General features: G+C 72.4%; 21 protein-coding genes. 15 read left to right on the forward strand and 6 right to left on the reverse strand.

Going from position 1 to position 24,541, the window contains the following annotated elements; all coding sequences use genetic code 11:
• Positions 1 to 9: 9 nt before the first annotated feature.
• Positions 10 to 1,539 (reverse strand): IS21-like element helper ATPase IstB, encoded by a 1,530-nt coding sequence (istB, locus tag ABT354_RS06555; RefSeq protein ID WP_351489846.1) that lies wholly within the window; start codon positions 1,537 to 1,539, stop codon positions 10 to 12.
• 301 nt (positions 1,540 to 1,840) lie between these two features.
• Here istB and ABT354_RS06560 point away from each other — a divergent pair, with 301 nt between their 5' ends.
• The 7 genes from ABT354_RS06560 (at position 1,841) to ABT354_RS06590 (ending at position 7,600) form a co-directional block, all read left to right on the forward strand.
• Entirely contained in the window at positions 1,841 to 2,506 is a 666-nt protein-coding gene (locus tag ABT354_RS06560) for a helix-turn-helix domain-containing protein (RefSeq protein ID WP_351489848.1), read from the forward strand.
• Between the two features lie 160 nt (positions 2,507 to 2,666).
• Positions 2,667 to 3,047 carry a YgdI/YgdR family lipoprotein gene (locus tag ABT354_RS06565; RefSeq protein ID WP_351489850.1) on the forward strand — a complete coding sequence of 127 codons (381 nt, stop codon included), beginning with the start codon at positions 2,667 to 2,669 and terminating at the stop codon, positions 3,045 to 3,047.
• 193 nt (positions 3,048 to 3,240) lie between these two features.
• On the forward strand, positions 3,241 to 3,759 hold the full coding sequence (locus ABT354_RS06570) for a hypothetical protein (RefSeq protein WP_351489852.1): 519 nt from the start codon (positions 3,241 to 3,243) through the stop codon (positions 3,757 to 3,759).
• A gap of 344 nt (positions 3,760 to 4,103) precedes the next feature.
• Positions 4,104 to 4,385 carry a hypothetical protein gene (locus ABT354_RS06575; protein ID WP_351489854.1) on the forward strand — a complete coding sequence of 94 codons (282 nt, stop codon included), beginning with the start codon at positions 4,104 to 4,106 and terminating at the stop codon, positions 4,383 to 4,385.
• An 81-nt stretch (positions 4,386 to 4,466) separates the two neighbouring features.
• On the forward strand, positions 4,467 to 5,588 hold the full coding sequence (locus tag ABT354_RS06580; protein WP_351489856.1) for a PLP-dependent cysteine synthase family protein: 1,122 nt from the start codon (positions 4,467 to 4,469) through the stop codon (positions 5,586 to 5,588).
• On the forward strand, positions 5,585 to 6,868 hold the full coding sequence (locus tag ABT354_RS06585; protein ID WP_351489858.1) for an MFS transporter: 1,284 nt from the start codon (positions 5,585 to 5,587) through the stop codon (positions 6,866 to 6,868). The genes ABT354_RS06580 and ABT354_RS06585 overlap by 4 nt, the downstream gene beginning before the upstream one ends.
• A gap of 177 nt (positions 6,869 to 7,045) precedes the next feature.
• Entirely contained in the window at positions 7,046 to 7,600 is a 555-nt protein-coding gene (locus tag ABT354_RS06590) for a GNAT family N-acetyltransferase (RefSeq protein ID WP_351489860.1), read from the forward strand.
• Between the two features lie 13 nt (positions 7,601 to 7,613).
• On the opposite strand, the gene ABT354_RS06595 is transcribed toward ABT354_RS06590, so the two are convergent.
• On the reverse strand, positions 7,614 to 8,018 hold the full coding sequence (locus ABT354_RS06595) for a pyrophosphohydrolase domain-containing protein (RefSeq protein WP_351489862.1): 405 nt from the start codon (positions 8,016 to 8,018) through the stop codon (positions 7,614 to 7,616).
• A 104-nt stretch (positions 8,019 to 8,122) separates the two neighbouring features.
• Positions 8,123 to 10,396, reverse strand: a complete 2,274-nt coding sequence (locus ABT354_RS06600; protein WP_351489864.1) for a hypothetical protein — start codon at positions 10,394 to 10,396, stop codon at positions 8,123 to 8,125.
• A gap of 378 nt (positions 10,397 to 10,774) precedes the next feature.
• On the opposite strand from ABT354_RS06600, the gene ABT354_RS06605 reads away from it, so the two are divergent.
• From ABT354_RS06605 to ABT354_RS06620, 4 genes are all read left to right on the forward strand, one after another.
• Positions 10,775 to 11,797, forward strand: a complete 1,023-nt coding sequence (locus ABT354_RS06605) for an alpha/beta fold hydrolase (protein WP_351489866.1) — start codon at positions 10,775 to 10,777, stop codon at positions 11,795 to 11,797.
• A 66-nt stretch (positions 11,798 to 11,863) separates the two neighbouring features.
• Complete coding sequence (locus ABT354_RS06610; protein ID WP_351489868.1) at positions 11,864 to 12,232, forward strand: hypothetical protein; 369 nt, start codon at positions 11,864 to 11,866, stop codon at positions 12,230 to 12,232.
• Positions 12,229 to 12,897: a nucleotidyl transferase AbiEii/AbiGii toxin family protein gene (locus tag ABT354_RS06615; RefSeq protein ID WP_351489870.1), complete on the forward strand. Its 669-nt coding sequence runs from the start codon at positions 12,229 to 12,231 to the stop codon at positions 12,895 to 12,897. Before ABT354_RS06610 ends, ABT354_RS06615 begins: the two co-directional genes overlap by 4 nt.
• 402 nt (positions 12,898 to 13,299) lie before the next feature.
• Positions 13,300 to 14,178, forward strand: a complete 879-nt coding sequence (locus tag ABT354_RS06620) for a DUF4231 domain-containing protein (protein WP_351489872.1) — start codon at positions 13,300 to 13,302, stop codon at positions 14,176 to 14,178.
• Between the two features lie 1,244 nt (positions 14,179 to 15,422).
• On the opposite strand, the gene ABT354_RS06625 is transcribed toward ABT354_RS06620, so the two are convergent.
• On the reverse strand, positions 15,423 to 16,331 hold the full coding sequence (locus tag ABT354_RS06625) for an alpha/beta fold hydrolase (protein WP_351489874.1): 909 nt from the start codon (positions 16,329 to 16,331) through the stop codon (positions 15,423 to 15,425).
• Positions 16,328 to 17,275 (reverse strand): amidohydrolase family protein, encoded by a 948-nt coding sequence (locus ABT354_RS06630; RefSeq protein WP_351489876.1) that lies wholly within the window; start codon positions 17,273 to 17,275, stop codon positions 16,328 to 16,330. The genes ABT354_RS06625 and ABT354_RS06630 overlap by 4 nt, the downstream gene beginning before the upstream one ends.
• 227 nt (positions 17,276 to 17,502) lie before the next feature.
• Between ABT354_RS06630 and ABT354_RS06635 the strand changes: the two genes are divergently transcribed.
• From ABT354_RS06635 to ABT354_RS06650, 4 genes are all read left to right on the forward strand, one after another.
• Positions 17,503 to 18,102 carry a hypothetical protein gene (locus tag ABT354_RS06635; protein ID WP_502983337.1) on the forward strand — a complete coding sequence of 200 codons (600 nt, stop codon included), beginning with the start codon at positions 17,503 to 17,505 and terminating at the stop codon, positions 18,100 to 18,102.
• Positions 18,103 to 18,352: 250 nt separating this feature from the next.
• The gene (locus ABT354_RS06640) at positions 18,353 to 19,348 is read left to right on the forward strand and encodes an ABC transporter substrate-binding protein (RefSeq protein ID WP_351489877.1); all 996 of its coding nucleotides are present in this window, start codon (positions 18,353 to 18,355) and stop codon (positions 19,346 to 19,348) included.
• 1,753 nt (positions 19,349 to 21,101) lie between these two features.
• Complete coding sequence (locus ABT354_RS06645) at positions 21,102 to 22,328, forward strand: pyridoxal phosphate-dependent aminotransferase (protein ID WP_351489879.1); 1,227 nt, start codon at positions 21,102 to 21,104, stop codon at positions 22,326 to 22,328.
• An 85-nt stretch (positions 22,329 to 22,413) separates the two neighbouring features.
• Positions 22,414 to 23,664 (forward strand): dienelactone hydrolase family protein, encoded by a 1,251-nt coding sequence (locus ABT354_RS06650; protein WP_351489881.1) that lies wholly within the window; start codon positions 22,414 to 22,416, stop codon positions 23,662 to 23,664.
• Positions 23,665 to 23,695: 31 nt separating this feature from the next.
• Here the strand turns inward: ABT354_RS06650 and cas6e are convergent, their stop codons facing one another.
• Positions 23,696 to 24,535 (reverse strand): type I-E CRISPR-associated protein Cas6/Cse3/CasE, encoded by an 840-nt coding sequence (gene cas6e / locus ABT354_RS06655; protein WP_351490177.1) that lies wholly within the window; start codon positions 24,533 to 24,535, stop codon positions 23,696 to 23,698.
• Positions 24,536 to 24,541: the final 6 nt, after the last annotated feature.

The raw sequence follows: 24,541 nt of genomic DNA on the forward strand, positions 1-24,541 counted from the left end.
CGAGAAACATCAGTACACGTCGGGCACGGCGGGCAGCGCCCGCTCCGGAGTCGTCGTCCGCAGCCGATAGCTGTCGCCCTGGAGCGTCACGATCTCCGCGTGGTGCGCCACCCGGTCCACCATCGCCCGGGTGACCGGGCTGTCCCCGAACACATCGGCCCAGCGGCCGATGGGCCGGTCCCCGGTGACCACGACGGAGCCGCGCTCGTAGCGGTGCGAGACCAGCCGGAAGAGCAGACTGGTCGCCTCGGTGTCGAAGGGCAGATAGCCGATCTCGTCCACGATCAGCAGGGCGTACCGGTCGAGTGCGGCCAGTTCCTCGGTCAGCCGCCCGTCGGCGTACGCGGTGGTGAGCCGGGCGACCCACTCGGCGGCGGTCGCGAACCGCACCTCGTGGCCCGACTGACAGGCGCGCGTCCCCAGCGCGATGGCGAGATGGGTCTTGCCGGTGCCGGGCGGGCCGATCAGGACGGCGTTGCCCCGCGCGGCGAGGAAGTCCAGCTTCCCCAGCCGGGTGATGGCGTCCCAGTCGGCATGGGTCTGGCCGGAGGCGTCGTACTCCTCCAGGCTCTTGCGGGCGGGGAAGCCGGCGGCGCGGATCCGGGTCTCGACCCCGCCGGTACGGGCCTCCGCCGCCGTGGTGGTGTACGGGCGGGGGCGCCCCGGCTCGGTCCGCCCGGCCGTTTCCGCAGCGCCGGCCTGCGCGGGTACGGGGATCCGCGCGGGCCGACCGGCGGGGGCGGGCTCCCGGCTCCCCTGGATGACCACCCCGTCGGCGGGCGTCCGGCGCTCCCCGGTGGCCTGCGCGGGCAGCAGGTCCCGCAGCGCCACCGAGCTGGTGATCCCCTCCGGCAGCGCCCGTTCCGAGATGATCAGCTGGGTCGGCGAGGAGGGGCGCGGCGGACGGGGCGGGTGCGGGCCGCCGTCATGGCTGTGGTCGTGGTCGAGCCCGGGGCCGGACCCACTGGGTCGGCTGTGACGGTGGTTGCGGCTGCGCCACTCCATCGGCCCGGACATATAGGCGAGGATCGCCGCCGACAGGATGAACGCCATATGGATCACCGTGCCCCACAGCAGGGAGTGCTGGGAGGTGTGGTCCACATCCACGAACATCTGGAGCAGATGGACCGAGGAGATCCCGACGATCGCCGTCGCCAGCTTCACCTTGAGGACATTGGAGTTGACATGGGACAGCCACTCCGGCTGGTCCCGGTGGCCCTGGAGGCCGATACGCGAGACAAACGTCTCGTACCCGCCCACGATCACCATGATCAGCAGGTTGGCGATCATGACGACATCGACCAGCTTGAGGACCGCGAGCATCACATGGGTCTCATTGGCGTGGCCGGTGAGGATGTGCGCGATCAGATGCCACAACTCATGGAAGAACTTGTAGACATAGACACCCTGCGCCGCCACCAGACCGAAGTAGAGCGGGGCCTGGAGCCAGCGGGTGGCGAAGAGGGCATAGCCGAGGGAGGGAGCCGCGTAGCTTCCGATCCCCGGCTTGGACGACGGGGGGATGGAGTGATCGAGCAACGGGCATCTCCAGGTGCGAGGCGGGGACGGGCGGGGACCGTGTACACGCCCTTCAACGACGGAGCGTGGCGAGTGTCACGGAGAACAACCGCCCCGTGGAACACGGACACCACTCCAGACACCGGCAAATCCGCCAACTGAGCAGGTGACGGCGGGTGTTCAGGTAATGAATGCCGAACTGCCGGATGAATACGCTGCGTTACGGGAAAGAAGGTCGGCGCCGGGGCCGTCCACCCGGCGGTGAAGCGTTTCGGCCGCAAGTCGTGTTGCCGTTTCCGGGACAAGGGGGTTCCCTGGGTCCATGGACACCCCCGACGAAGAGAACGGAACCGGCGGCGGGACAGGACCGGCGGCGGGGAACGGGGCCGGACCCGGCTCGGACCCGGTCGCGCGGACCCTGAGCGAGGTGGGCCCCCGGCTCAAACGGCTGCGCACCGAGCGCGGAGTCACCCTGGCCGGGCTCGCGGAGACCACCGGGATCTCCACCAGCACCCTCTCCCGGCTGGAGTCCGGGGGCCGCCGCCCCAGCCTGGAGCTGCTGCTGCCGATCTCCCAGGCGTACCAGGTGCCGCTGGACGAGCTGGTGGGGGCGCCGGAGGTGGGCGACCCCCGGGTGCGGCTCACCCCCCGTACCGCCCATGGCACCACCATCGTCCCGCTGACCGGCCAGCCGGGGCCGCTCCAGGCGTTCAAGATGGTCATCCCGGCGACCCGGGCCACCCCGCAGCAGGTCACCCATGAGGGGTACGAGTGGCTGTACGTCCTCGCGGGACGGCTCCGGCTGGTCCTGCCGGGACACGATCTGACGCTCGGCGCGGGCGAGGCGGCCGAGTTCGACACCCGGCTGCCGCACTGGTTCGGCTCCACCGGCGAGGGGCCGGTGGAGGTGCTGAGCCTCTTCGGACGGCAGGGGGAGCGGATGCATGTACGGGCACGGCCGACCCCCCGGCGGAAACCGGAGGCATAACGGGCACCGGGGTCGCGGGGCGGGGGCGGGTAACCCGGGCGGACGCGCAACGGGTGCCACCGGGCCGTGACCGCGTCAGGGTGGGCCCAGCGGGACGCTCCCGTCCCCGGGGTCCGGCCGACGGGCCCGCCCCAGACCGCGCAGAGACAAGGACGCGCCCATGCCGGTGACCGTGACCACGCCCACCGCAACGCCCCTGACCCGCCGTCGGCGTATCGCCGCCGTGTCCGGTGTCGCGCTGCTGGTCGCCGCCGTCGCCACCATCGCGGGCTGCTCCGGTCTGGGCCGGACCGCCGTGGGGACGGTCGAGTACGAGACGGCCGCGCACCGGCATGTGCAGATCAACAGCCCCCGGGTCACGGGGTGCCACGCGGTGGAGTCGCCGGGTGCGGTACGGGTCCTGAACAACACCCTGGTCGACATGATCATGTATCCGACGGGCGACTGTTCGGGCAAGGGCTCGATCTATGTGCCGACGACGACCTCCAATGTGGTCGCGCCGGGGGCGGGGATCTGGCGGACCTACAGCTTCGTCCACTGAGCCCCGGGCCGGTCCCGGCCCCCGTTCCCATCCGGCCCGGTCCGGTCAAAGACGTCCCGCCCGGTCCGGTCAGAGCGGGCCACGACCGGTCACGGCCGTTCATCGGGCGGACAGGAACTGTTCACAGCCATTCAAGGCCGAAATTCGAGGCTCCCATTGCCTTTCTCTCCGGCGCCCACGCTATGATCACGGCATGATTACGGCTCGGTCGCCCTTCGGTGTTCCGCGGCCCCGCGCATTCCGGGGTCCGCTGCACATCGTCTGGCTGGCCCTGCTCGTTCTGGGTCTGGCGTTCGCCCATGGGGTGAACAGCGAAAGCGCGGCCCATCACCTCGCCTCCGCCGTCCCCTCTTCTTCCGCCGTGCCGCATTCCGCCGCCCCGGCGACCGGCACCGGCACGGCCGGCCTGCCGGGCCCCGAGGTCCCGCACGCCGCCACGGCTTCGCACGATCCCACGGCCCCGCACCAGGACACGGCCCCGTACGACGCGCATGCGCTGATGGCGGCCCACTCCGATGGCTCGGTCCATCCCGCCGAGCGGTGCATGCCCGGCCAGCCCCAGCTCAGCGGCGGTACGGGCACCCCGGCCCCGGAGGCGGTGACGGCCCGTTCCGGGCGGGACCGCACCACCGGCACGGCCCCGCCCGCCCGGCTCCCGGACGGGGCGACGGTCTCCGCCCACGCCCCCGTCACCGGAGTGCTGCGCATCTAGGGCCTGCCCTCCGGATCCCGCCGGGCCCGCCCCGCGCCATCCGGAACCCCCGTGCGTCCACCGTCGGGTTCCGCCCTCCCCCATCGAGAGCGCTGCGGCCGTCCCCGTACCGCACCGGCCGGTCGTGTCCCCGGTGAGGGAATTCACCGGCTTTCCGACGGACATTCATCCCCCTTGAACTCCGGCGCCTTCCCGCATTTCCGGACGAAGGCCCGCACGGAGGAACTGTGCTGCTTTCTTCTGCTCTTTTCCCGTTCCCCGAACGATTCCCGGGACGGTTCCCGGAATGGCCACCGGGACGGAAGACATCCGCGTTATGTCTTCTGCTCGCGCTGGTCGCCGGAATGCTCGGCTGCATCACCCACGGCGACCCGGGTCCCGGATCCGGGGCCGCGTCCTGGGCCGCCGGGTCCGGGTGTGCCGTCGAGTACCGGAGCGCCCGCACGGCGGTCGCGCGGGAGAGCCCCCGTACCCCCTCCCCCGTACCCGGCGGAACGGACCCCGCCCAGGCCGGACCCCCGGCGGCCGGCCGACCCGGCACCGGAACCGTCACCGGCGCCGCACCCGAGGCACGGGCCCGTGACGGCCGGGCGACCCTCGCCCTGACGGGACGCAGACGGCAGTAGGCCGGGCCGCCCCGCATCCGCCCCGAGCGGGTGCGACGCCCCGCCGTCCACCAGCCGTCCCCACCGGGAGAACACACCACGATGACCGCATCGCCCCCCACCCGTACCACCGCCGACTCCGGCACCGCGCCCGCGCCCGCCACCCGTACCGCGCTCTCGGGCCTGGTCGGCAACACCCCGCTGCTGCGGGTCACCGAGCCCTTCACCTCCGGCGACCGGGGCTTCTGGGCCAAGCTCGAAGGCTTCAACCCCGGCGGCATCAAGGACCGCCCGGGGCTCCATATGGTCGAACGCGCCCGCGCCCGGGGCGAGCTGCGCCCCGGCGGCCGGATCATCGAATCCACCAGCGGCACCCTGGGCCTCGGGCTCGCCCTCGCCGGGATGGTCCACGGCCACCCCGTCACCCTGGTCACCGACCCCGGTCTGGAGGGGTCCATGACCCGGCTGCTCACCGCGTACGGGGCCGAGGTCGTCGCCGTCCCCGAACCGCACCCCACCGGCGGCTGGCAGCAGGCCCGCCGGGACCGGGTGACCGAGCTGCTGGCGCGCCACCCCGGCTCCTGGTGCCCCGACCAGTACAACAACCCCGACAACACCGCCGCGTACACCCCGCTCGCCCTGGAGATCGCCGCCGAGCTGGGCCATGTCGACGTCCTGGTGTGCAGTGTCGGCACCGGCGGCCACTCCGGCGGGGTCTCCCGGGTGCTGCGCCAGCTCTACCCGGAGCTGCGGCTGATCGGCGTGGACACCATCGGCTCCACCATCTTCGGACAGGAGGCCCGGCCCCGGCTGATGCGCGGCCTCGGCTCCAGCATCTATCCGCGCAATGTCGCCTACGACCGCTTCGCCGAGGTCCACTGGGTGGCCCCCGCCGAGGCGGTGTGGACCTGCCGGGCGCTCGCCGCCTCCCACTACGCCACCGGCGGCTGGAGCGTCGGCGCGGTCGCCCTGGTCGCGGGGTGGCTCGCCCGGACGCTGCCCGCCGGGACCCGGATCGCGGCGGTCTTCCCCGACGGGCCCCAGCGCTATCTCGGCACCGTCTACGACGACGACTGGTGCGCCGCCCACGGTCTGCTGGAGGGCCCGCCCGCGCCGGAGCCCGAGGTGGTGGGACGGGTCGACGAGAAGGAGATCACCCGCTGGACCCGGTGCGCCTCGGTCGTCGACCCGCTGACCCTCGGGCCACGGGAGGACGGCCGATGAGGGACACCCTGCGGCAGCTGCGGTCGTACGAACGCGGGGTCCAGCTGCTGATGGTCAACCAGTTCACCATCAACCTCGGCTTCTACATGCTGATGCCGTATCTCGCCGCGCATCTGGCCGGGTCGCTGGGGCTCGCGGCCTGGCTGGTCGGACTGGTCCTGGGGGTGCGCAACTTCAGCCAGCAGGGCATGTTCCTGGTCGGCGGCGCCCTCGCGGACCGCTTCGGCTACAAGCCGCTGATCGTCGCCGGATGTCTGCTGCGGACGGTCGCGTTCGCCGCGCTGGGGCTGGTGGACTCGCTGCCCGCGCTGCTGGCGGCGAGCGCGGCCACCGGGCTCGCCGGGGCGCTCTTCAACCCCGCCGTCCGTGCCTATCTGGCGATGGACGCGGGGGAGCGGCGGGTGGAGGCGTTCGCCCTCTTCAACGTCTTCTACCAGGCGGGCATCCTGCTCGGGCCGCTGGTGGGGATGGCGCTGACCCGGGTGGGCTTCACCGTCACCTGTCTGGTGGCGGCGGGGGTGTTCGCGGTGCTGAGCCTGGTCCAGATCCGCGCCCTGCCCGCACGGCGGGGCACCGCGCCCCGGGAGGGGGCGGGGACGCTCCGCTCCGCCTGGCGGGGGATCCTCGGCAACCGGCCCTTCCTGCTCTTCGCCACCGCGATGATCGGCTCGTATGTGCTGACCTTCCAGGTCTATCTGGCGCTGCCGCTGGAGGTCCGGCGGATCGGCGGGGACGGGGACGCCGGTACGGCGGCGGTGGCGGTGCTCTTCGCCGTCTCCGGGCTGACCACGATCCTCTTCCAGACCCGGGTCACCGCCTGGTGCCGGGCCAGGGCGGAGCCGGGGCGGGCGCTGGTGTGGGGGCTGCTGACGATGGGCGCGGCCTTCCTGCCGCTCCTCGCGGCGGTGGCGGTCCCGGTCCCGCAGGGCGGCGGGGCGGGGCGGTGGCTGCTCGCGGCCGGGCCGCCGGTGCTGGCCGCGCTGCTGCTCGCGGTGGGGACGATGATCGCGTACCCGTTCGAGATGGACACCATCGTCCGGCTCTCCGGGGACCGGCTGGTCGCCACGCACTACGGGCTCTACAACACGATCTGCGGGGTCGGGATCACCCTGGGCAATCTGCTCACGGGCGCGGCGCTGGACACGGCCCGGGAGGCGGGGCTGCCCGCGCTGCCCTGGCTGGCGCTGACCGCCCTCGGGCTGCTGTGCGCGCTGGCGCTGCACACCCTGCACCGTACGGGCCGGCTGACCGCGCCCGTACCGGTGGCCGGCGCGGTCTGACGTCGTCCTTTACGGGGGCGGGCCCGCTCGTAGGGTCCGCCCCCCTTCCACCTGTTCCGTGGGAACGACGACCGGCGCCCATCCGTTCGATATCCGGTACCCGATATCCCTGGTACCGGGATCACGCACGGCTCATCACGCACGGCTCATCGCAGACCAGCGAGACAAGGAACGCGCATGTTCGAACTCGTCACTCCGATCAGGACCGAGCGTCTGGTCCTCCGCCCGTTCACCGCCGGGGACGAGGAGGACATGCTGGAGTTCGAGTCCCGCGAGGATGTCGCCCGCTATCTCTTCAACGAGCCCCGCACCCGCGAGGACAACGCCCGGGAACTGGCCGCCCGGACCGGCCGTACCGCGCTCCGCAAGGAGAAGGACGAGCTGATCGCCGCCGTGGAGCTGGACGGCAAGGTCATCGGCTATGTCCTGCTGATCTGGCTGAGCGAGGAGCACCGCCAGGGCGAGTTCGGCTATGTGTTCCACCCCGGCTTCGGCGGCAAGGGCTATGCCACGGAGGCGGCGGCGGAGATGCTCCGGGTCGCCTTCGACCGGCTGGACCTCCACCGGGTCATCGGCCGCTGCGACCCGCGCAACACGGGCTCGGCGCGGGTGATGGAGCGGCTGGGGATGCGCCAGGAGGCGCACTTCGTGGAGTCCGAGATCTTCAAGGGCGAGTGGGGCGGGGAGCTGCACTACGCGATGCTCGCCCGCGAGTGGCGGGCCCGGGCCTGACCCGCGCGGGAGGTCAGTTCTCCGGCGGGGTCCAGCCCTGGGTGCGGAGGACGGCGGTGATGTCGGGGGCCCGGTAGTGGGGGCCCTTGAGGACCTTGCCGTCGGGGCGGCGGACGGGGGTGGCGTCGGGGCCGAGCTTGGACATATTGGCGCGGTGGACCTCGGCGATCACCTGGTCGAGGTCGATGCCGTGGACCAGGGCGGTGCCGTACGCGATGTAGACGAGGTCGGCCAGCTCCTGGGCGAGGCTGTCCAGCGGGCCGTCGACCGCGACCTCGGCCACCTCGGCGAACTCCTCGGCGAGAAGGTCCTGGCGGTGGGCGGCGAGCGGGGCCGGGATCTCGGCGGGGGCGGTGCGGGCGTCGAGCCCGAAGGCGTGGTGGAACTGCTGGACCAGGGCGGCGGGCGACTGTCGCATGCGACGACTGTACGGCGGCGACTGTACGGGGCGGGGGTACGGGGGGCAGGGCCGTGGCGCTGTCCCCCGTACCCCCATCACGTCCGTACCCCCGTACCCCCCGGTCAGCGGCCCCGGCGGGCGCGGGCGTGGCGGAGGAGGGTCAGTCCGATCGCGATCAGCGCCAGGCTGAGCAGGGCCGCGCTGAGGGTGTGGCCGCCGGTGTCGGAGAGCACCCCCGGGGAGTCCTCGGCGCGGGCGGCGCGCTCCCGGGCGTCCGTCGCGCCGTCGGGGGTCCGGCCGCCCTGGGGTGCCGGGCCGCCGGCCTCGGCGGCGGTGTCGGCCGGGGGGTCGCCGGGGCCGCCCGTGACCGGGGCATGGGTGAACTCCGCCCGGCGCAGCAGGATCCCGCCGGCCGTACCGGTGCCGCCGATGGTGAGCCGGTCGAGCCGGGCCGGGTCCACGCCCCGGAAGCGTTCCAGCGGCACCCGGACGGTGCCGATCTGGAAGCCGGTGGACCGTTCGCCCCGGGCGACATTGGTGAGCGCCGGATCGCTCGCGGGCACCTCCACGGTGGCGGTGCGCCCGGTGGTGTCCCGCAGGGTCAGCCGGAGCGGGGTGCCCGGGGAGCGTTCGCCGGTGGCGCCGAAGGGGGCGAGGTGCAGGGCGAGCCCGTCGGGGGCGTGCCAGAGCCGCAGCGGGACCCGCAGGGCGCCGTTCCTCTTCCACCGCAGCTGGAGGAGGTTGGTGGTGGAGTCCACCACTCCCATGGCGGGGTCGGCGCAGGTGCCGGACCGGCGGGTGGGGTCCATCGGGTGGTGGTAGCGGCAGGTCCGGGCGGTGGCGTCGCCCGTCGCCGACCAGGTGACCCGCGCTTTCCCGGGGGCGGTGCCCGCGCGGGGCAGGGCGACGACGGTCTCCCGGCGGGCGGAGGGCGTGCCGGGGATCAGCCAGCGGGCGGGGACTTCGCCGAAGGTACGGGGCACCGCCGCCCCGATGTCGTCCAGTGCGGCGATCCCGGTGCGCCGGCCCGGCCCCGTGGTCCCGTCCAGCCAGGCGGTGACCGTGTCGACCAGCAGCTTCTCGTGCCGGGCCGGGCCCGGGCAGCCGCGGTCGCAGCCGGTCCGCTCGTCGGCGCGTACGGCGGAGAGGGCGCGGTTCATGTAGTTGTGGCCGAAGCCGCGCAGGGTGACCGCCCCGGCGGGGGCGGTCCGCCGCTGTCCGAGGTGGTCGGAGAGGTACTGGTTTCCCGCGATGCCCACATCGCCGTCGTCGGCGCTGACCACGGTCAGCCAGGGGATGTCCGCCGGGGGTGCGCTCATGGGCCCGTACGGGTCCTCCGCCGAGGTCTCCAGCGCGGGCTGGAGCAGATACTGGCTGGTGATCCGGGTGGGGCCGGAGGCCCAGCGGCGGGCCATCGGCTCGGCCGCGTAGCCGGAGCGGGAGTGGGTGACCAGGGCCGCCGTCCGCAGGTCGACCCGGCCGCGCAGCGGGATGCCGAAGGTGTCGCCGCCGTGGGCCACGGCCCGTGCCAGGGCGTCCCGTTGCCGCCCGAAGACCGCGAGGACCGCGTCGACCTGGTCGTACGCGCCTTCGACCTGGTCCCCGACCCAGACCGGTCCGAGGTCGGGGATCAGGGTGGTGTATCCCTCGCGGGCCAGTGCCTCGGCGGCGTAGCGCCAGCCCCGGTCGTAGCGGACCTCCTGGCTGCCCGCCGGGCAGGGGTAGGCGAAGGTGCCGCCCTCGGCGAGGTCGCCGTCGGCGCAGTTGCCGGAGCGGAGATGGCTCATCAGCACCAGCCGGGTGTCCCGGCCGGAGGCGGGCAGTACCAACTGGCCGCGCACCGGGGCGTGGAAACCGCCGCCGCCGGGCAGGGCGAGGTCGCCGAGGTCGAACTCGACGGCGGTGAAGCCCTTGCCCCGGGTGACCGACGGCCGGGCGGGGCGCCGGTCGCGGGGGGAGTGCGGGCCGTCCGCGACATCGCCCGTCTCCTCGTCGGCGGTGTCGGGGGCGGGCGGCTCCGCGTCGCCGTCGCGGGCGGCCCCGGCCGCGGTGGGCGGCGCGGGTGCGGGGTCCTGACCGGCGGTGGCGGGCGGGGTCGCGCGCGGCGCCGCCGGAACGGACGGACGCGCCGCGCCGGAGGCGGTGTGGACCGGCTGCGGGTACGGGCCCGTCCCCACGCCGTCGGCGGCGGCCCCGCGCTGGTCCCGCGGGAGCGCCGGAACCGGTACGGAGGGGGCCACCACCCCCGGCACCGGGTCCCGTTCGGTCCCGGACGCCGCGAGCGCGGGGACCGTACCCCCGGCGACCGCCGCCGTCACCGCGAGCGCCACCGCGCCGAACAGCCGGGTGTACCGGCGTCCCCCCGGCACGGCGCCCCTCGGCACCTTCACTGACATCCGCCCTCCCTGGACCAACCGCGCCCGGGGCCGCCACTCACCGTGGGGAACCGGGCCTCCTGCCGATCCCGAAGATGCGGAATGTCCAGGCCCGGTTGTTCACGAACCCTCGGTAATTCCACAAATCGGACCCATGGACGGGGCCGGAGTCACGCCGTGGGGAGTGGGCACCCCCACCGAGAGTGCCGGAACCGCCCCCGTACGGAAGAGGTCCGGCGGGCGCTCACCCGTCCGCCCGCCGTTTTCACCCTTCCGCTCCGCGTGGCGCGCGGCGCTCCCGGCGGCGTTCGAACCTGAGGGCCAACGGCCTCCCCCCAAGAGATACGCCCGAGAGATCCCCCGAGAGATGACGGCCCCTCCACGAGAGAAGAGAGCGCCATGGCTGTGTCGCCGCCCTCCCGCCACGACTCCCCCATATCCCGCGCGCCCCGCGCGTCCCGCGCACACCGGCTCTCCCGGGCGGCCCGGATATCCGTCCTGGCCGCCGTGGCGACCGGGCTCGCGACCGGACCGGCCCTCGCGGCCGACACCGCCACGGACACCGCCGGGGCGGACAGTTCCGGCAAGCCGACGGTGGTCCTGGTCCATGGCGCCTTCGCCGACGCGTCGGGCTGGAACGATGTGGTCGAACGCCTCCGGCACCAGGGGTACAAGGTCATGGCCCCGGCCAACCCGCTGCGCGGACTGGGCCGCGACTCCACGTATATCGCCAGCGTCCTCAAGAGCATCGACGGCCCCATCGTCCTCGCGGGCCACTCCTACGGGGGTGCGGTCATCACCCAGGCGGCGGCTGGGAACCCGAACGTCAAGGCGCTGGTCTATGTCTCCGCCTTCATGCCCGACAAGGGGGAGACCCTGGGCGAGCTGTCCGCCCGGTTCACCGGCAGTGAGTTGCAGCCCGCGCTGCGGCCGGTCCCGTACACCGACGGCGCCACCAGCGGTCAGGACCTGTATATCCGGAACAACAAGTTCCATAGTGTCTTCGCCGCCGATCTCGCCCGGGCGGAGACCCGGGTGATGGCGGACGGGCAGCGGCCGATCGCGGCGGCCTGCTTCGAGGAGAAGGCGACCAGGGCGGCCTGGCGGGAGATCCCGTCATGGTTCGTGGTCTCCCGGCACGACAAGGCCATCGCACCGGACCTGGAGCGGTTCGAGGCCCGCCGGGCGAAGTCCCGCACGGTGGAGCTGAACTCCTCGCATGTCTCGATGATGTCCCACCCCGACGACGTCACCCAGATCATCAAGGACGCGGCGGCGGCGACCGAGTCCGAACGCCGGGCCGAACTGGCCAGCACCGGCACCCGCAGCCAGGCCCTCGCGGGCATCGGCGGCCTCGCGGGCGCGGCCCTCCTCGCGGGCGCCACCCTCCTCACCACGGCCCGCCGCACCTCCCGGCACTGACCCCCTCCCCCGGGGCCCGGCGGGCCGCACCGGACCCCGGGCGGCTCCCCGGGTCATACTGGGAGCATGAGCGTGCAGCCCTTTCCGTTTCCTGTGCCGGACGCGTTCGAGCTGCTGTGCGCCCAGTACGCACAGCGGATGCCGGGGTCCCTGGAGGAGCTGGCCGGCCCCACCGACGGAACGGTCGACCTGCCGCTGCACGTGGTCTGGTCGGGCCGCCGCTCCTACGGGCTGGAGCAGCCGCGCTCCCGGATGGGCCTGTACCGCACGGTCCTGGCCGAAGGACAGCGCCAGGACCTGATCGCGTTCCTGAACCGGGACCTGCTCATCGCGCAGTGGCCGGTGTTGCGGACGCTGATCAGCCGCCCGATCAGGGACGTGTGGGAAGCCGCTTTCCCCGAGCTCGCCTCCGCGACGGCCACGACTGCCGCGTGAACCTGACAGAACTGCACCGCCGGCTCCTGGCCGACGTGCTCACCATCGGTGCGCCGTACCCGCTTGTGATCACCGGCGGGTACGCCGTACAGGCCCATGGTCTGATCGACCGGCTCTCGCAGGACCTGGACGTCGCCACCGAGAACCCGGCCCCCATCGACGAGATCATCCGCACGGTCGGCGACGGTCTGGCCGAGCGGGGCTGGGGTGTCCGGCACATCGAGTCCAGCCCACTGTCGGGGCGGCTCATCGCCACCGACCGCGCCACCGGCGAGGAGTGCGAGGTGGATGTCCTCAAGGAAGCCTTCTGGGCGCCGCCCACGATCACCCAGTACGGTCCCGTGCTCGCCCTGGACGACGTGATCGGCACCAAGGTCCGCGCGCTCGCGGACCGCGGCGCGGTCCGCGACCTCATCGACGTCCACGCCGCGATGCGGCACCGCTCCACCGCGGAGCTGGAGAACCTCGGCCGCCGCCACGCCCGCTTCGAGTTCAGCCTCCACGACCTGCGCGACCGGCTCCAAGGCGCCGAGTGGTGGGACGACCAGGACTTCGCCGACTACGGTCTGGATCCCGAACACGTAGCGGACCTGCGCGCATGGGCACTGGCCTGGGCCACTGACCTCGACGCCCGCCTCCACCAGGACGACCACGACGCCGGTTGACGAACCCGGTGTAGGGGTGACCAAGTCCCGGCAGATACCGGGCGGATACAGATTGCCTGTATTTGCTGGACGAGGCGGGGCTGGCCTACCGGGTCGCGGACACGGGACGGGTCGGAGGAACGGGTCACCCACGCGGCGCGTGAGGTGATCCGGCAAGCCGTGCACCGGGGCCGTCCCTCACGCCTCGCCCACGCTTCACACCCAGAGCAGTCCGTGAGCGAGCCTCGTCAGTGCGTCCGGCCTGCTGCCAACCTTTGCCACAGCGGTTTCAGGCGTTGCAATTCAACTCTGCAGTAACTCAAATAGATCCAAGAACACGGACCTCTCTGATCCCGACAGCATCAAGGCGATATTGCGGTTGGCAAAGAGCCGTCATACGCTCCTGAACTGCAAACATGCCGCATGATCTTCGGGGGCCCGATGGCGCATGGTCCGAATACGGGCGGGAGCGATCAATCCGACAATATTTCACCGTTGAGCGATCCTGCGGATGAACGCCAGGAGGAGTACCGAAAGCGCCTCAAGGAATTTAATGAGATCGACAACGATCTCAAGACAGCCAGATTTCTCCAGCGGCTCTACGGACTGTGGCTAACTGGGTGGGTATCACTTGCCTTGATGCTCTGGTACACCGTCGTAACAGGCCTATGGAACTCAAACGAGACGTTTATCAAGTGGGCTGGACTCGGCATTGCAAACGCCCTTTGGGTCCTGGGCGCCAAAATGCTTCTGGCGCAGCGCAAGAAGATCGTATCCAGGGGCACGGATCTACGTAACGCATTACATGATCGACAGTCGGCTGCTGCTCAGCTCCCGCTGGAATCAGCGTCCGGTTTGCGGATTTACCGGGAGGCATCGCTCGATCTCATCGATACCTACCGGCGAAGAGCAAGCAGGAACCGGCGAGTCCACAACCTGTTCCAGCTAATCATCATTAGTGGCTCGATCGTGACATCCACGCTGACTGCCATGAACCCGGGCCGTAACGATGTCCTGGCCATCGTGACATCGGCGCTGAGTGCCCTCGTCGGCATATCGGCCGGGATCACCGGCTACTTCAAGTTCCGCGAACGCGGCTCGACTTCACAGTCGACCGCCGACGACATTGAGAGGCACTACAACGCCTCGCAGTTCCGCCTCGATGACTACGCACAGGATGCCTCGGAGGCCGACCGGTTGCGCCGGTACGCCGGCATCGTGGAGCGCCTCAAGGAAGAACAGCGCAAACGAGAACTGCAGCTCGAACAGTCCAGTTCGCATGGCGACGAGCGAGCCAACTGATGAGCCACAGGCGAGCGGGCCGTCTGCACGAACCGGCAGGCTCCGTCGGGGAGCTCTCATGAGCCTTCTCGCGCGATGTCTGTTCGCGCCTCTGCGGCAGTGGCGCAGCCGTCGCCTGATGGCTGCGCACGGGTCCGCTCTGTCCCACCTGCAGGCCTGGTGCCTGGTCGCCCTCGCTCACGATCCCGGCGATCTGCCCTACATACACGCTCTGGTAGGACGACAGGGGAGACAGACGCGGACGGCCGCACCACCTGGAGTCCTGCTGGATGTGTGGTCCTCGCTCGACCCTGCAGAACAGCGTCGGCGCCGGGCGTGGCTGGCCAAATACCGGCAGACACCACTCTCCCGGCTAGGTGTTTCCGAGGAACTCATCGAGCTGGCGGGCCTCCACATCGTTGAATGGGCCCTGCCACCGGGATGCACGGCGAATTCCCTGGTCGTTCAGTACCGGCCAGGGCCACCTCGACACTTCTGATACTCAGCGGTACTTCGCATACGGGCCCATGAGACCTGTTCGGTCGGGCCGACGGCACTCGCCGACCCAGCCGCCGGGGCGGGACCCGCGACATTGACTGTGGTGGAGCGATCGCCAGCGGGGTCGAGACCTTCGACGGGTGTGGGAGAACGGTCCGCGGTTGCAACCTCCAAGCCCTCAGAGGTGCAGGGCGGGTTGCGGATTGCCGTGTTTGGGGTGCGCAGGTAGACGGCCTGGCACTCACGACTGCCAGGGCATCGAGATCAGGGCTCAACGCGACAGGCTGGTTCGTCTACCCGTGCTCCGTCCGGACGGGCTGCCCGGACGGCGGATCGGCAGCACCTGGCCCTCTGAAGGGGAGACGAGGGTCGCTGGGGATGCCCCCCCTGTGTGGTGCAGCGCGACAGAGGTGGTCCCGGACGAGGGGTGGGCGCGTCAGTTCTCTGGTGCCCCTGAACTCATCCCATTCGGCTGGTGTACGCCGACTGGTGGATCACAGACCGGACACCTTGCCGAGCTTGATCGAAAGGATGGACACCGCGCCATACCCCCCGGAGGGCCATTCCTCCGGGGGCAACCGGGCGCCCCCGCGCGGCCCGCCGCGATCGGCTTCGGCGCGCTCCAGCAGTTTCGTGCTCTATAGCGCAGGACGCCACCTCGCCATGATCCACACTTGGTCAGCAGGATGGCCCCCAAAGAAACGTCCTGAGCTGGACAGATGCCTCACGAGTACGGTGCGGAGGGGCAATGGGCGCGGGGCACGCGTTCAGTGGCGGGCGATGAAATCCAGTGCGGCGGCGTTCAGCGCCGAGGGGTTCTCCTCGTGCATCAGGTGCGAGGCGTGCAGGATCCTGACCCGTTCCGCGGCCGGGAGCAGTTCGCCCAGGCGGTCGCTGAGGCGGTGCAGCACGGGGGCGCTGTGGGCGCCGGTCACCAGGAGGACGGGGGTGGTCAGGCGGGCCACCGCCGCCGGGTCGACGGCGGGGAAGCCCGCGCCGAAGAGCCCCGCCTTCAGCGCGGAGAGGTTCTCCCGCATCTGGGGCAGGCGCTCCGGGCGCAGCGCCGCGTACGCCCGGCGGTCCAGCACCCCGTGGAGGAAGATCCGCATCGCCCGCTCGTCGTGGCCCGCGTGGAACGCCCGGCCCGCCGGGAGCACCGTCCCCAGCTGGAAGCGGAGCAGATCCCTCAGCACGGCGGGGCGCCGGGCCAGCAGCCGGAGTTCGGCGACATGCGGCGGATCGCTCAGATAGAGCGGGAGGACGGGCGGCTCCTCGAGGACCAGGCTGCGGACCGCCCCCGGGCTGCGCACCGCCGCCAGCAGGGCGATGAACGCGCCCCAGGAGTTCCCCACCAGATGCGCCGGGGCGGCCCCGAGCCGGTCCAGCAGGGCGAGCAGATCCCCGACATGGGGACCCATCGGGTTGAGCGTGCCGGGCGGGACGTCCGCGCCCGGGCGGGCGTACCGCCTGCTGTAGGCGATGGCCCGGTAGGCGTGCCCGAAGGCGGGCAGCTGCCGCTCCCAGGTGCGCAGATCGCTGAGGTCGCCATGGACGAAGACCACCGGATCGCCGTCGCCGGTCTCCCGGTAGGTGAGGGTGACCCCGTTCACCCCGGCGGTCCGCAGCTCCTCGCCGGGGTCCTCGCCGTACTCCCCGGCCGGCGTGCCCGCGGTCATACCCGCAGCCCCAGCACGTCCGGCGCGTTGGTGTCGAGGATGCGCCGGCTCTGCCCCTCGGGCAGCCCCGCGTGCTCGACATAGGCGACGGCGGTACGGAACAGGTCGCCGGACTCGTACGGGAAGTCCGTGCCCAGCAGGATCCGGTCGGCGCCGAACGACTGCACGGCGGCCACCAGGGCGGGGGTGTGGCCATGGCCCACGCTGTCGTACCAGAGCCGCCGGGCGGCGGCGCTCGGTGCCTCCGGGGTGTCGGGTGTCTCCCAGCCGTACTGGTTGTCGGCGCGCTGGAGCAGCATCGGCAGGGCGCCGCCGAGGTGCGAGGCGATGATCCGCATCCCCGGGTAGCGGCTGGGGATGCCCGCCCGGATGAGATGCATGATGGCGATCGTGTCCTCGATGGGCGCGCCGATCTGCCAGGTCAGCCCGTGCTCGGAGATCAGCGGGGTGCCCGCGCCGCACCCCGCCGGGTGGATGTAGAGCACCGACTCGCGCCGGTCCAGCTCCTCGTAGACGGGTTCGAAGGCGGGGTCGGCGATGGAACGGCCGAGGACCGTGGTGGTGATGGCGACGCCGACCATGGCCAGCTGGTCCAGGACCCGTACCAGCTCCTCCAGGGCCGCGTCGGTGTGCGGGAAGGGGAGCGAGCCGAACGCGAGGAAGCGGTCCGGCCAGCGCCGTTGGGCCTCCGCGTACTCGTCGTTGACATACCGTGCCGCCCGGACCGCGTGCTGCACCTGGGGCAGATGGGGCGACTGGGGCGGCGCGGAGAGCACCTGATGGGTCACCCCCGCCGAGTCCATCAGGGCGAACCGCGCCTCGATCTCGGCCTCGGTGGGCCCGGCGCCGGTGCCCCGCTGGGTGGCGGTGTCGGTCTTCCCGTACCCCTCCAGCAGATCCAGATACGCCTCCGACCACAGATGGGCGTGGACATCGATCCTCATCGGGGGGTCCTTCCGTCGGTACGCGGTCCCTCGCCCCCTCGGCGGCACGGACGGCGGTCCCGGCACCGGCCCTGCCCGCCCCCTGAGCCTGCTCTTCCCGGTGGCCCCGGCGGTGTAACGGCCGACCGGGCGGGCGCGGGACCGGATGGCGTAACCGCGGGTGCGGGGCGGCCCGTCGCCTCCTTGACTGGTGGCGACGGTGGCCGGACAGGAGGAGGCGGGCGGACGTGAACGGTCGGTGGCGGCGGAGCCGGGAGCAGCGGGGGCAACGGTGGCGGCGGAGCGCGGTCGCGGCCGGGCTCACGATGGCGCTGGGGGCCGGGGCGGCGGGCTGCTCCGACGACGGAGGCACCACGAGCCCCGCGGAGCTGGCGTCGAAGGCGGCCTCGGCCGCGGGCCGGGCCACGGCGGCGGCCTCGTCGGCGGTGGCGGAGGCGTCCCGCGCGGTGGAGTCCGCCGGGGCGAAGGTGACCGGGGCGGCCTCGCAGGTGGCCTCCGCGGTGGCGTCGGCGACGGCGGCGGCCGACAAGAAACTCGCGGACATCAAGGGCGGGGTGGACGCCAAGGGCGAGATCACCCTCGGCAAGCCGGTCACGGCGGGCGACGGCCGTACCTCGGTGGAGGTGACCGCGCGGAACACGGCGGACGGGTCCAAGTCCTTCGCGGTCCAGGTCGACTTCCGGGACTCCGGCGGGAATCTCCTCGACGCGGCCGTGGTGGAGGTCAAGGACGTGGCCGAGGGCCGGACGGGCTCGGCCACCGCGCTCAGCAACCGTTCGCTGTCCGGTGCGGTCAAGGCCGAGGTGGGCAGGGCGATCCGCTACTGAGCCCGCCCCGTCCGGAACGCGGGGGTGCGGGCCCCTGTACGGACGTCCGGGCGGTCCTTCGGGTGGGCCGAGGCCCACGGGCTCCGGCCATTCCTTGGCCGGATGGTGAGAAACCCCCTGGCCGGATGTAGCAGACATCCATCTACACTTAGCCAAGCCTTACCAAACCACGCCGGATAGGTCGACCCCTGCCCGGCGCGCGCCGACTGTTCATCAGAAGTCCTGTTCGCCCGCACGAAAGCAGACGTTCATGATCAGCAAGTCCTCCTCGCGCCGTGGTGCGCTCATCCTGGCCGCCGCGCTCGCGGGTGCGCTGACGCTCACCGCCTGCGGCTCCTCGGACTCCGGCTCCGGCGACAGCAAGGACAAGGGCGCGAAGGACAAGGCCGCCAGTGCGGAGAAGGTCGTCAAGACCGCGATGGGCGATGTGAAGGTCGCCGCCGAGCCCAAGCGGGTCGTCGTCCTCGACACCGCCGAGCTGGACTCGGTCGTCACCCTCGGGGTCAAGCCGGTGGGCGCGACCCGTACCGACACCGCCTCCGGCTTCCCCGAGCACCTGCCCAAGGACATGGTGGACGGGGTGAAGATCGTCGGCGAGATGCCCGACCCCAACCTGGAGACGATCGCCGCCCTCGACCCCGATCTGATCCTCACCAGCAAGCTGCGCCACGGCGACAAGTACGAGCAGCTCAAGGCCATCGCCCCGACGGTGATGACCGAGGAGACCGGCCTGCCGTGGAAGGAGAACTTCCTGAAGCACGCCGAGGCCCTGGGCAAGGAGACCGAGGCGCAGACGGCGATCGAGGGCTACAAGAAGCGGAGCGCCGAGGTCACCGAGGCGCTGGGCGGCAAGGAGAAGGCCGCCGCCACCGAGGTGAACATGGTCCGCTTCATCGAGGGCGCGGACATCCGCATCTACGGCAAGCAGAACTACATCGGCACCATCCTGACCGATGTGGGCCTCGGCCGCCCGGCCATCACCGACAAGGCCGAGGACGGCTTCATGGTGAACGTCAGCCCGGAGAAGATCGACCAGGCCGAGGCCGATGTCATCTTCCACTCCACCATCGGTGACCCGAAGAAGGCGAAGGCCACCCAGGTGCTCGGCGGCCCGCTGTGGAAGGGTCTGGACGCGGTGAAGAACGACAAGGTCTTCCCGGTCAAGGACGAGCTGTGGATCCAGGGCATCGGCTACACCGCCGCCAACCTGATCCTGGGCGAGCTGGAGACCGCGCTGACCAAGTGAGCCACCACCGGGTGACCGGGCCGCGACGGCGGCCGGGCCACCCGGTGTCCGGGCGTCGCCGCGCCGGTGGGATCCGACCCCCTCACCCGGGTCCCACCGGCGCGGTGGCATGTCCGGGCGAGGGAGTCCGGTGATCGGAGCGGTCGGGGCGGGCGGCGCGTGCCGGGACGCACCCGGCGGACTGCCGCCCGCCCCCCGGACTCAGCCGGGGTCCCAGCCGTCACCGGGATCGCCGGTGACCAGGGGAACGGAAACGGAAACGGTGACTGACAGGAAACCGTAGGTGGTGAACATCGTCCTACCTCACTTCGTCTGTGTGTACGTGGGGGAGAGCGCGCGACTCAGGCGCGGGATCCGTCCGGACACCGCCGCCCGGCGCACCGGCCGGGAGTGACACCGCCGGCGGACGCGAGAAGCGTCCGCGGCCTGTGTGGCTCGTGCGGCATCCCAGGGAGCGCCCGCGAACCCGCCGGGCAGCGGAGTCCGGCGCGAACGGCGCGCGGGGCGCGGTCCGCCGGCTGGACAAGGGTGGGGATCATCGTGGGTCACCTCCTGGTCCGGGCCCGGGGGCACGGAGCGGTGTGTCGGTACGGATACGGGTACGGGCGGGCCCGTCCGTTCGGTACGGGTGGCGGCGGGCGGCCCCCGGTCCGCACGGCACACCGGTCCCGCCGGCGGAGGCGGGGAAGGGGCCGTGAGAGGTACGGGAGTACGCCCGGGCAGGGCCGTCGCACGGTGTGCCGGTGGGCACGCCGGGGACAGGGTCCGGTACGGAAGACGGAGCGGGGCAAAGGCCCACAGGGCCCGGTACGAAGGTCGCGGAGCAGCCTCGGCAGAGGGGCCCGCGGGGCGAGCCAGGAGGCTCACCAGAGGGTGGCGGAGTTCGCCTTTCCGGTCGTCATGAGAACGATCGTGGCAGGGGCGGGGGGATCTGCCAAGCGGTTTACGGAGTGATCGAAACCTTGCGGAAGCCCTGGTTCCGGGGCCGGTCCCGGTCACCCCGGGGGACATTCGGGGGGAGCGTTCGAAGCCCTGCCGCGCACCCCCGTACACCGTGAATGCGCCCCTTCAGGAACTACCGTTCGGGGAAAGCCGGGGCTATGGACGGACGCACCGCTTCCGGAGAGACTGAGGCGCATCACGGCGCACCGCGCGGGACTTCCTCGATCGATGAGAGGAGCATCGGCGGACCATGAAGGGTGAATCCGGGGAAAACCCCTCCGTTCCTTCCCGTCCGGGAACGGCTCCTTCCCGCTCAGACCCGGCGGCGGTCTTTCGGCCGCCGTACGGGGGGAGTTCGGCGTGTTCCCCTGCCGCCCGCCGCTCTGCCGCCGCCACCCGCTCCGAGCTGGTGAAACCCTTACGGGACCAGGCATCGGACGGGGTGCGCCGGACCGTGGTCCGCTTACCGGAGCCCACACCGGAACGTGTACCGGAACGCGCGCCGGACGATACGCCGGGCCGTGCGCCGGGCGGCATCCCGCGCCTGGCATATGCGCCGATCGTGCCCCGTACACATATACCGGAACACCCGTACCACCACACCCACTTCCGGGCCGGATCGCCCGCTCGCGGGAAAGGGCGCACGGAAATCACCAGGGGAATTTCCGCGCCCGGAAATAGCGATCGGGGAAACGTACGGCGGTACGCGTTCGGTTTTCCGGACGCGTCGGCCCGTACCCGTCCCGGAAGTCACCGGAACGCCGGACCGTCCAGCGACGGAACCCCGGCAGACGCACGGCAAGGGGGATCCATGCGACACCCGTCCACGCTCACGGACGCCCGGGGCGGCGGTGCCCCGGGCGGGGCCGGCGGCGCCCCGCTCTCCCGGCGGGTCCGGCGGCTGGCGCCGTCGGCCATCGACCGGTACACGGCGGCCGGCGCCGAGGCCGCGATCGACCTCGCGCACGGCCACTGCGACTGGGACGGACCACCGCCCGGCGCGGGTCCTGGTGTGCCCGGGGACGGCCCCGCCCCGCCGCCCGGCCAGGCCCCGCCCGAGGGGCCGCTGCCGCTGCGCACCGCCGTCGCCCGCGCCCTCGCCGACCGGCTCGGACGGACGGTGGACCCCCATGAGGAGATCACCCTCACCCAGGGCACCGGGCAGGCCCTCTACACCGCGCTGCTGGTCCTGGTCGACCCCGGCGACGAGGTGATCGTCATGGAGCCGTACCACGAGGGGTTCCTGCACGCCGTGGAGTTGGCCGGGGCGCGGGTCCGGCTGGTCCGGCTGCACCCGCCGGACTGGGAGTACGACGAGCGCGAGCTGCGGGCCGCCTTCACCGGCCGCACCCGGGCGGTGATCGTCAACTCGCCCCACAACCCCACCGGGCGGGTCCTGACCCCGGCCGAGACCCGCACCCTGACCGCGCTCTGCGCGGAGCACCGTACCGCCGTCGTCAGCGACGAGTCCTACGCGGCGATGGTCTACGAGGGGGCGCACACCTCCCCCTGGCAGTTCCCCGAGGGGCGGGAGCGCACGGTGGTGATCGGCAGTCTCTCGCTGAGCCATCGCACGGCGGGCCGGCGGATCGGGTATCTGGCCGCCCCGGCCCGCCTCACCGACCGGCTGCGGCTGGTCCAGCGGACGGTCTCCCGCTGCGCGCCGCCGATCGCCCCGGGTCAGGCGGCGGCACTCGCCCGGGCCGACTTCTCGCCCGCGTACCACCGGGGGCTGAGCGAGGAGTTACGCCGCAAGCGGGATCTGCTGGTGGGCGCGCTCAATGACGCGGGGCTGCCGACCCCCCTGCCGCAGGGGGCGGTCTTCGCCTTCTCGGGGACCCTGGGCCGGAACAGCGAGCGGCTGGCACAGGCGCTGGTACGGGATCTCTCGCTGGCGGCCGTCCCGGGGACCTGCTTCTTCGCGGGGCCGCAGCGGGGCAGCGGGATGGTGCGCTTCTGCTTCGCCCGGCGGGAGGAGACGCTGGCGGCGGCGGTGGCGGGGCTGCCGCTGCTGCGGTCGGGGGGTGTGGTGGTCTGAGCGGGCCGGCCCGGGGGGCCGGGCGGGGGGGAAGTCGGGCGGAGGCGAATGGAACCATTCCTTCCTTTTTCGTATCTTCTCTCCCGTGAAGACCGCGAAGCTCCGCCCCCTGGGCCTGACCGCGACGGCCGCCGCCGTCGCCCTGGCCCTCACCGCCGCGACCGCCCCCACCGCGGGCGCGGCCCCGACCGCCCCCCGGCCCGCCTCCTCCGGAAAGGCGCTGCTGACCTCGTACAAGCTCGCCCCGGGCCTGTTGCGGATCACCGGCGGCCGGACGGCGGGCAACCCCTCGCAGTTCCATGGCGTCCTCGGCGTCCCGAAGGGCAAGGGCCCCCACCCGGTCGTGGTCGTCCTGCACGGCGCCCACCACAACTGTGTCCGCCCCGGGAACCCGTATGTGGCCAAGAAGCCCGTGAAGACCACCTGGCCGCTGGTCTGCGCCAAGCCCGGCGCCCCCGCGAAGGGCGGCCTCGGCCCGGACTATCTGCGCCAGAACACCGGCCAGGCACACCTGGTCGAGGAGCTGACCCGGAAGGGCTTCGCCGCCGTCGCCATCGATGTCGTCTCGCCCGAGATCTGGTGGGGCGGCGAGACCGACGCCGAGAAGGGCTACACCGATCTCATCGACGCCCATCTGCGGCTGCTCACCGATCTGAACAAGGGGAAGAACCACGGGCTGCGGCTCACGGGCGTGAAGGGCCGGCTCGACACCTCCCGGGTGGCCCTCGTCGGCCACAGCCGGGGCGGCGGCCATGTCCTCTCCCCGCGCGCGGCGAAGCGCCCCGGCCTCTTCGGCGCGGTGGCGATCCAGCCCGCCGAGACCGGCGAGCGGGCCACCCACAAGGTCCCCGTCCTCAATATCCGGGGCGCCTGCGACGAGGATGTCTCCCCCACCGCCGGGCTGGACACCATGAAGCGGCTCGCGCGCTCCGGGAAGACCGAGGTCGCCGCCGATGTGCTGCTCGCGGGCACCGGCCACCGGATGCTCAACACCAACCTCTCGGCGACCGACCCCGGCGGCTCCATCGGCGACTGCAAGGCCGCCAAGGTCGCCTCCCCGTCGGCCGCCCGCGCCCAGACCGCGCTGCTCACGGCGGACTTCCTCGCCCAGGCGCTGAAGAAGTCCACCTCCTACCGGCTGCCGGTGCTCGCCAAGCCCGCCGCCAAGGCCGTCAACCTCAACGCCAAGGGCCCGGCCGTCACCCTGCGGAAGGTGACCACCAGGCCCTCGTACACCGAGCCCCACCGGATTCCCCTGGTCTCCTCGGAGCAGCGGATCCTGCCCGCGATCCCGAAGTCGCTGAAGATCTTCAAGGAGCCGGACGCGGGGATCTGACCCTTCCGGATGCCGCCCGCCGGTCCGGTCGTCAGCCCCTTCCGGAAGGCTCCACCGGCGCCACCGGGGCCAGGGTCAGCAGCCCGCAGCCGTACGCCTTCGACGGGCCGATCCCGCCCAGCAGCCGCGCGGCGAGACCGGCGGGGTCGGTGACCCGCAGCCGGCCCTCGAAGGTGGCGCTGTGAAAGGTGACCTGGACGCCCGAGTCGCTCTTGCGGAAGGAGTGCCGGTGCCGGGCGGTGATCCGTACCTCCCGCGCGGGGTCGCGCTCCGGACCCTCCGGCGCGGGGTCACGTTCCGGACCCTCCGGCGGGAGCGCCGGGCCGGTGTCCGCCGCGAGGAACCCCGGGGCGGGCGCGTCGGTCCGGGAGACGGGCACCTCGAAGCCCCAGGCCCCGGTGCGCCGCAGAAACCAGTCCAGCTGGGTCGCCGCGGTGCGGTGGGCCAGCCGGAAGCCGCGCATCCGCTCCCCCTCCCCCCGGGCCTCGATCCGCAGCTTCTGCGCCGTGGTCGGCTTGAGCGGCGCGACGGTGCTCTGTACGGGGTTGGCGGTCAGCCGGAACGCGTACTCCTGCCCCGCCGCGAGCCGTTCCAGCAGAGGGGCGTACGGGCGGACCACCGCATGGTCGCCGTCCGCGCCGGGCCACCCCGCCGCCTCGACGATGTGCGACCAGTCGGGCCGTTCGGGGGTGAGCACCAGCAGCCAGGGCCGGCGCGGATCGTCGGCGTCCAGGCGCCACAGCGCCCTGCCCCCGTCCGGGCCGCCGGGGATGCCGCCCAGGACGGCGCCGTGCATGGCCCGGGGGCTGGCCAGCAGCTTGCGGCTCTCCGCCCGGAGCGGGTTGATACGGACACGGGAGAGATAGGTCATCGTGGT

This window comes from Streptomyces sp. NPDC000594, assembly GCF_040299965.1.
Taxonomy (GTDB): Bacteria; Actinomycetota; Actinomycetes; order Streptomycetales; family Streptomycetaceae; genus Streptomyces.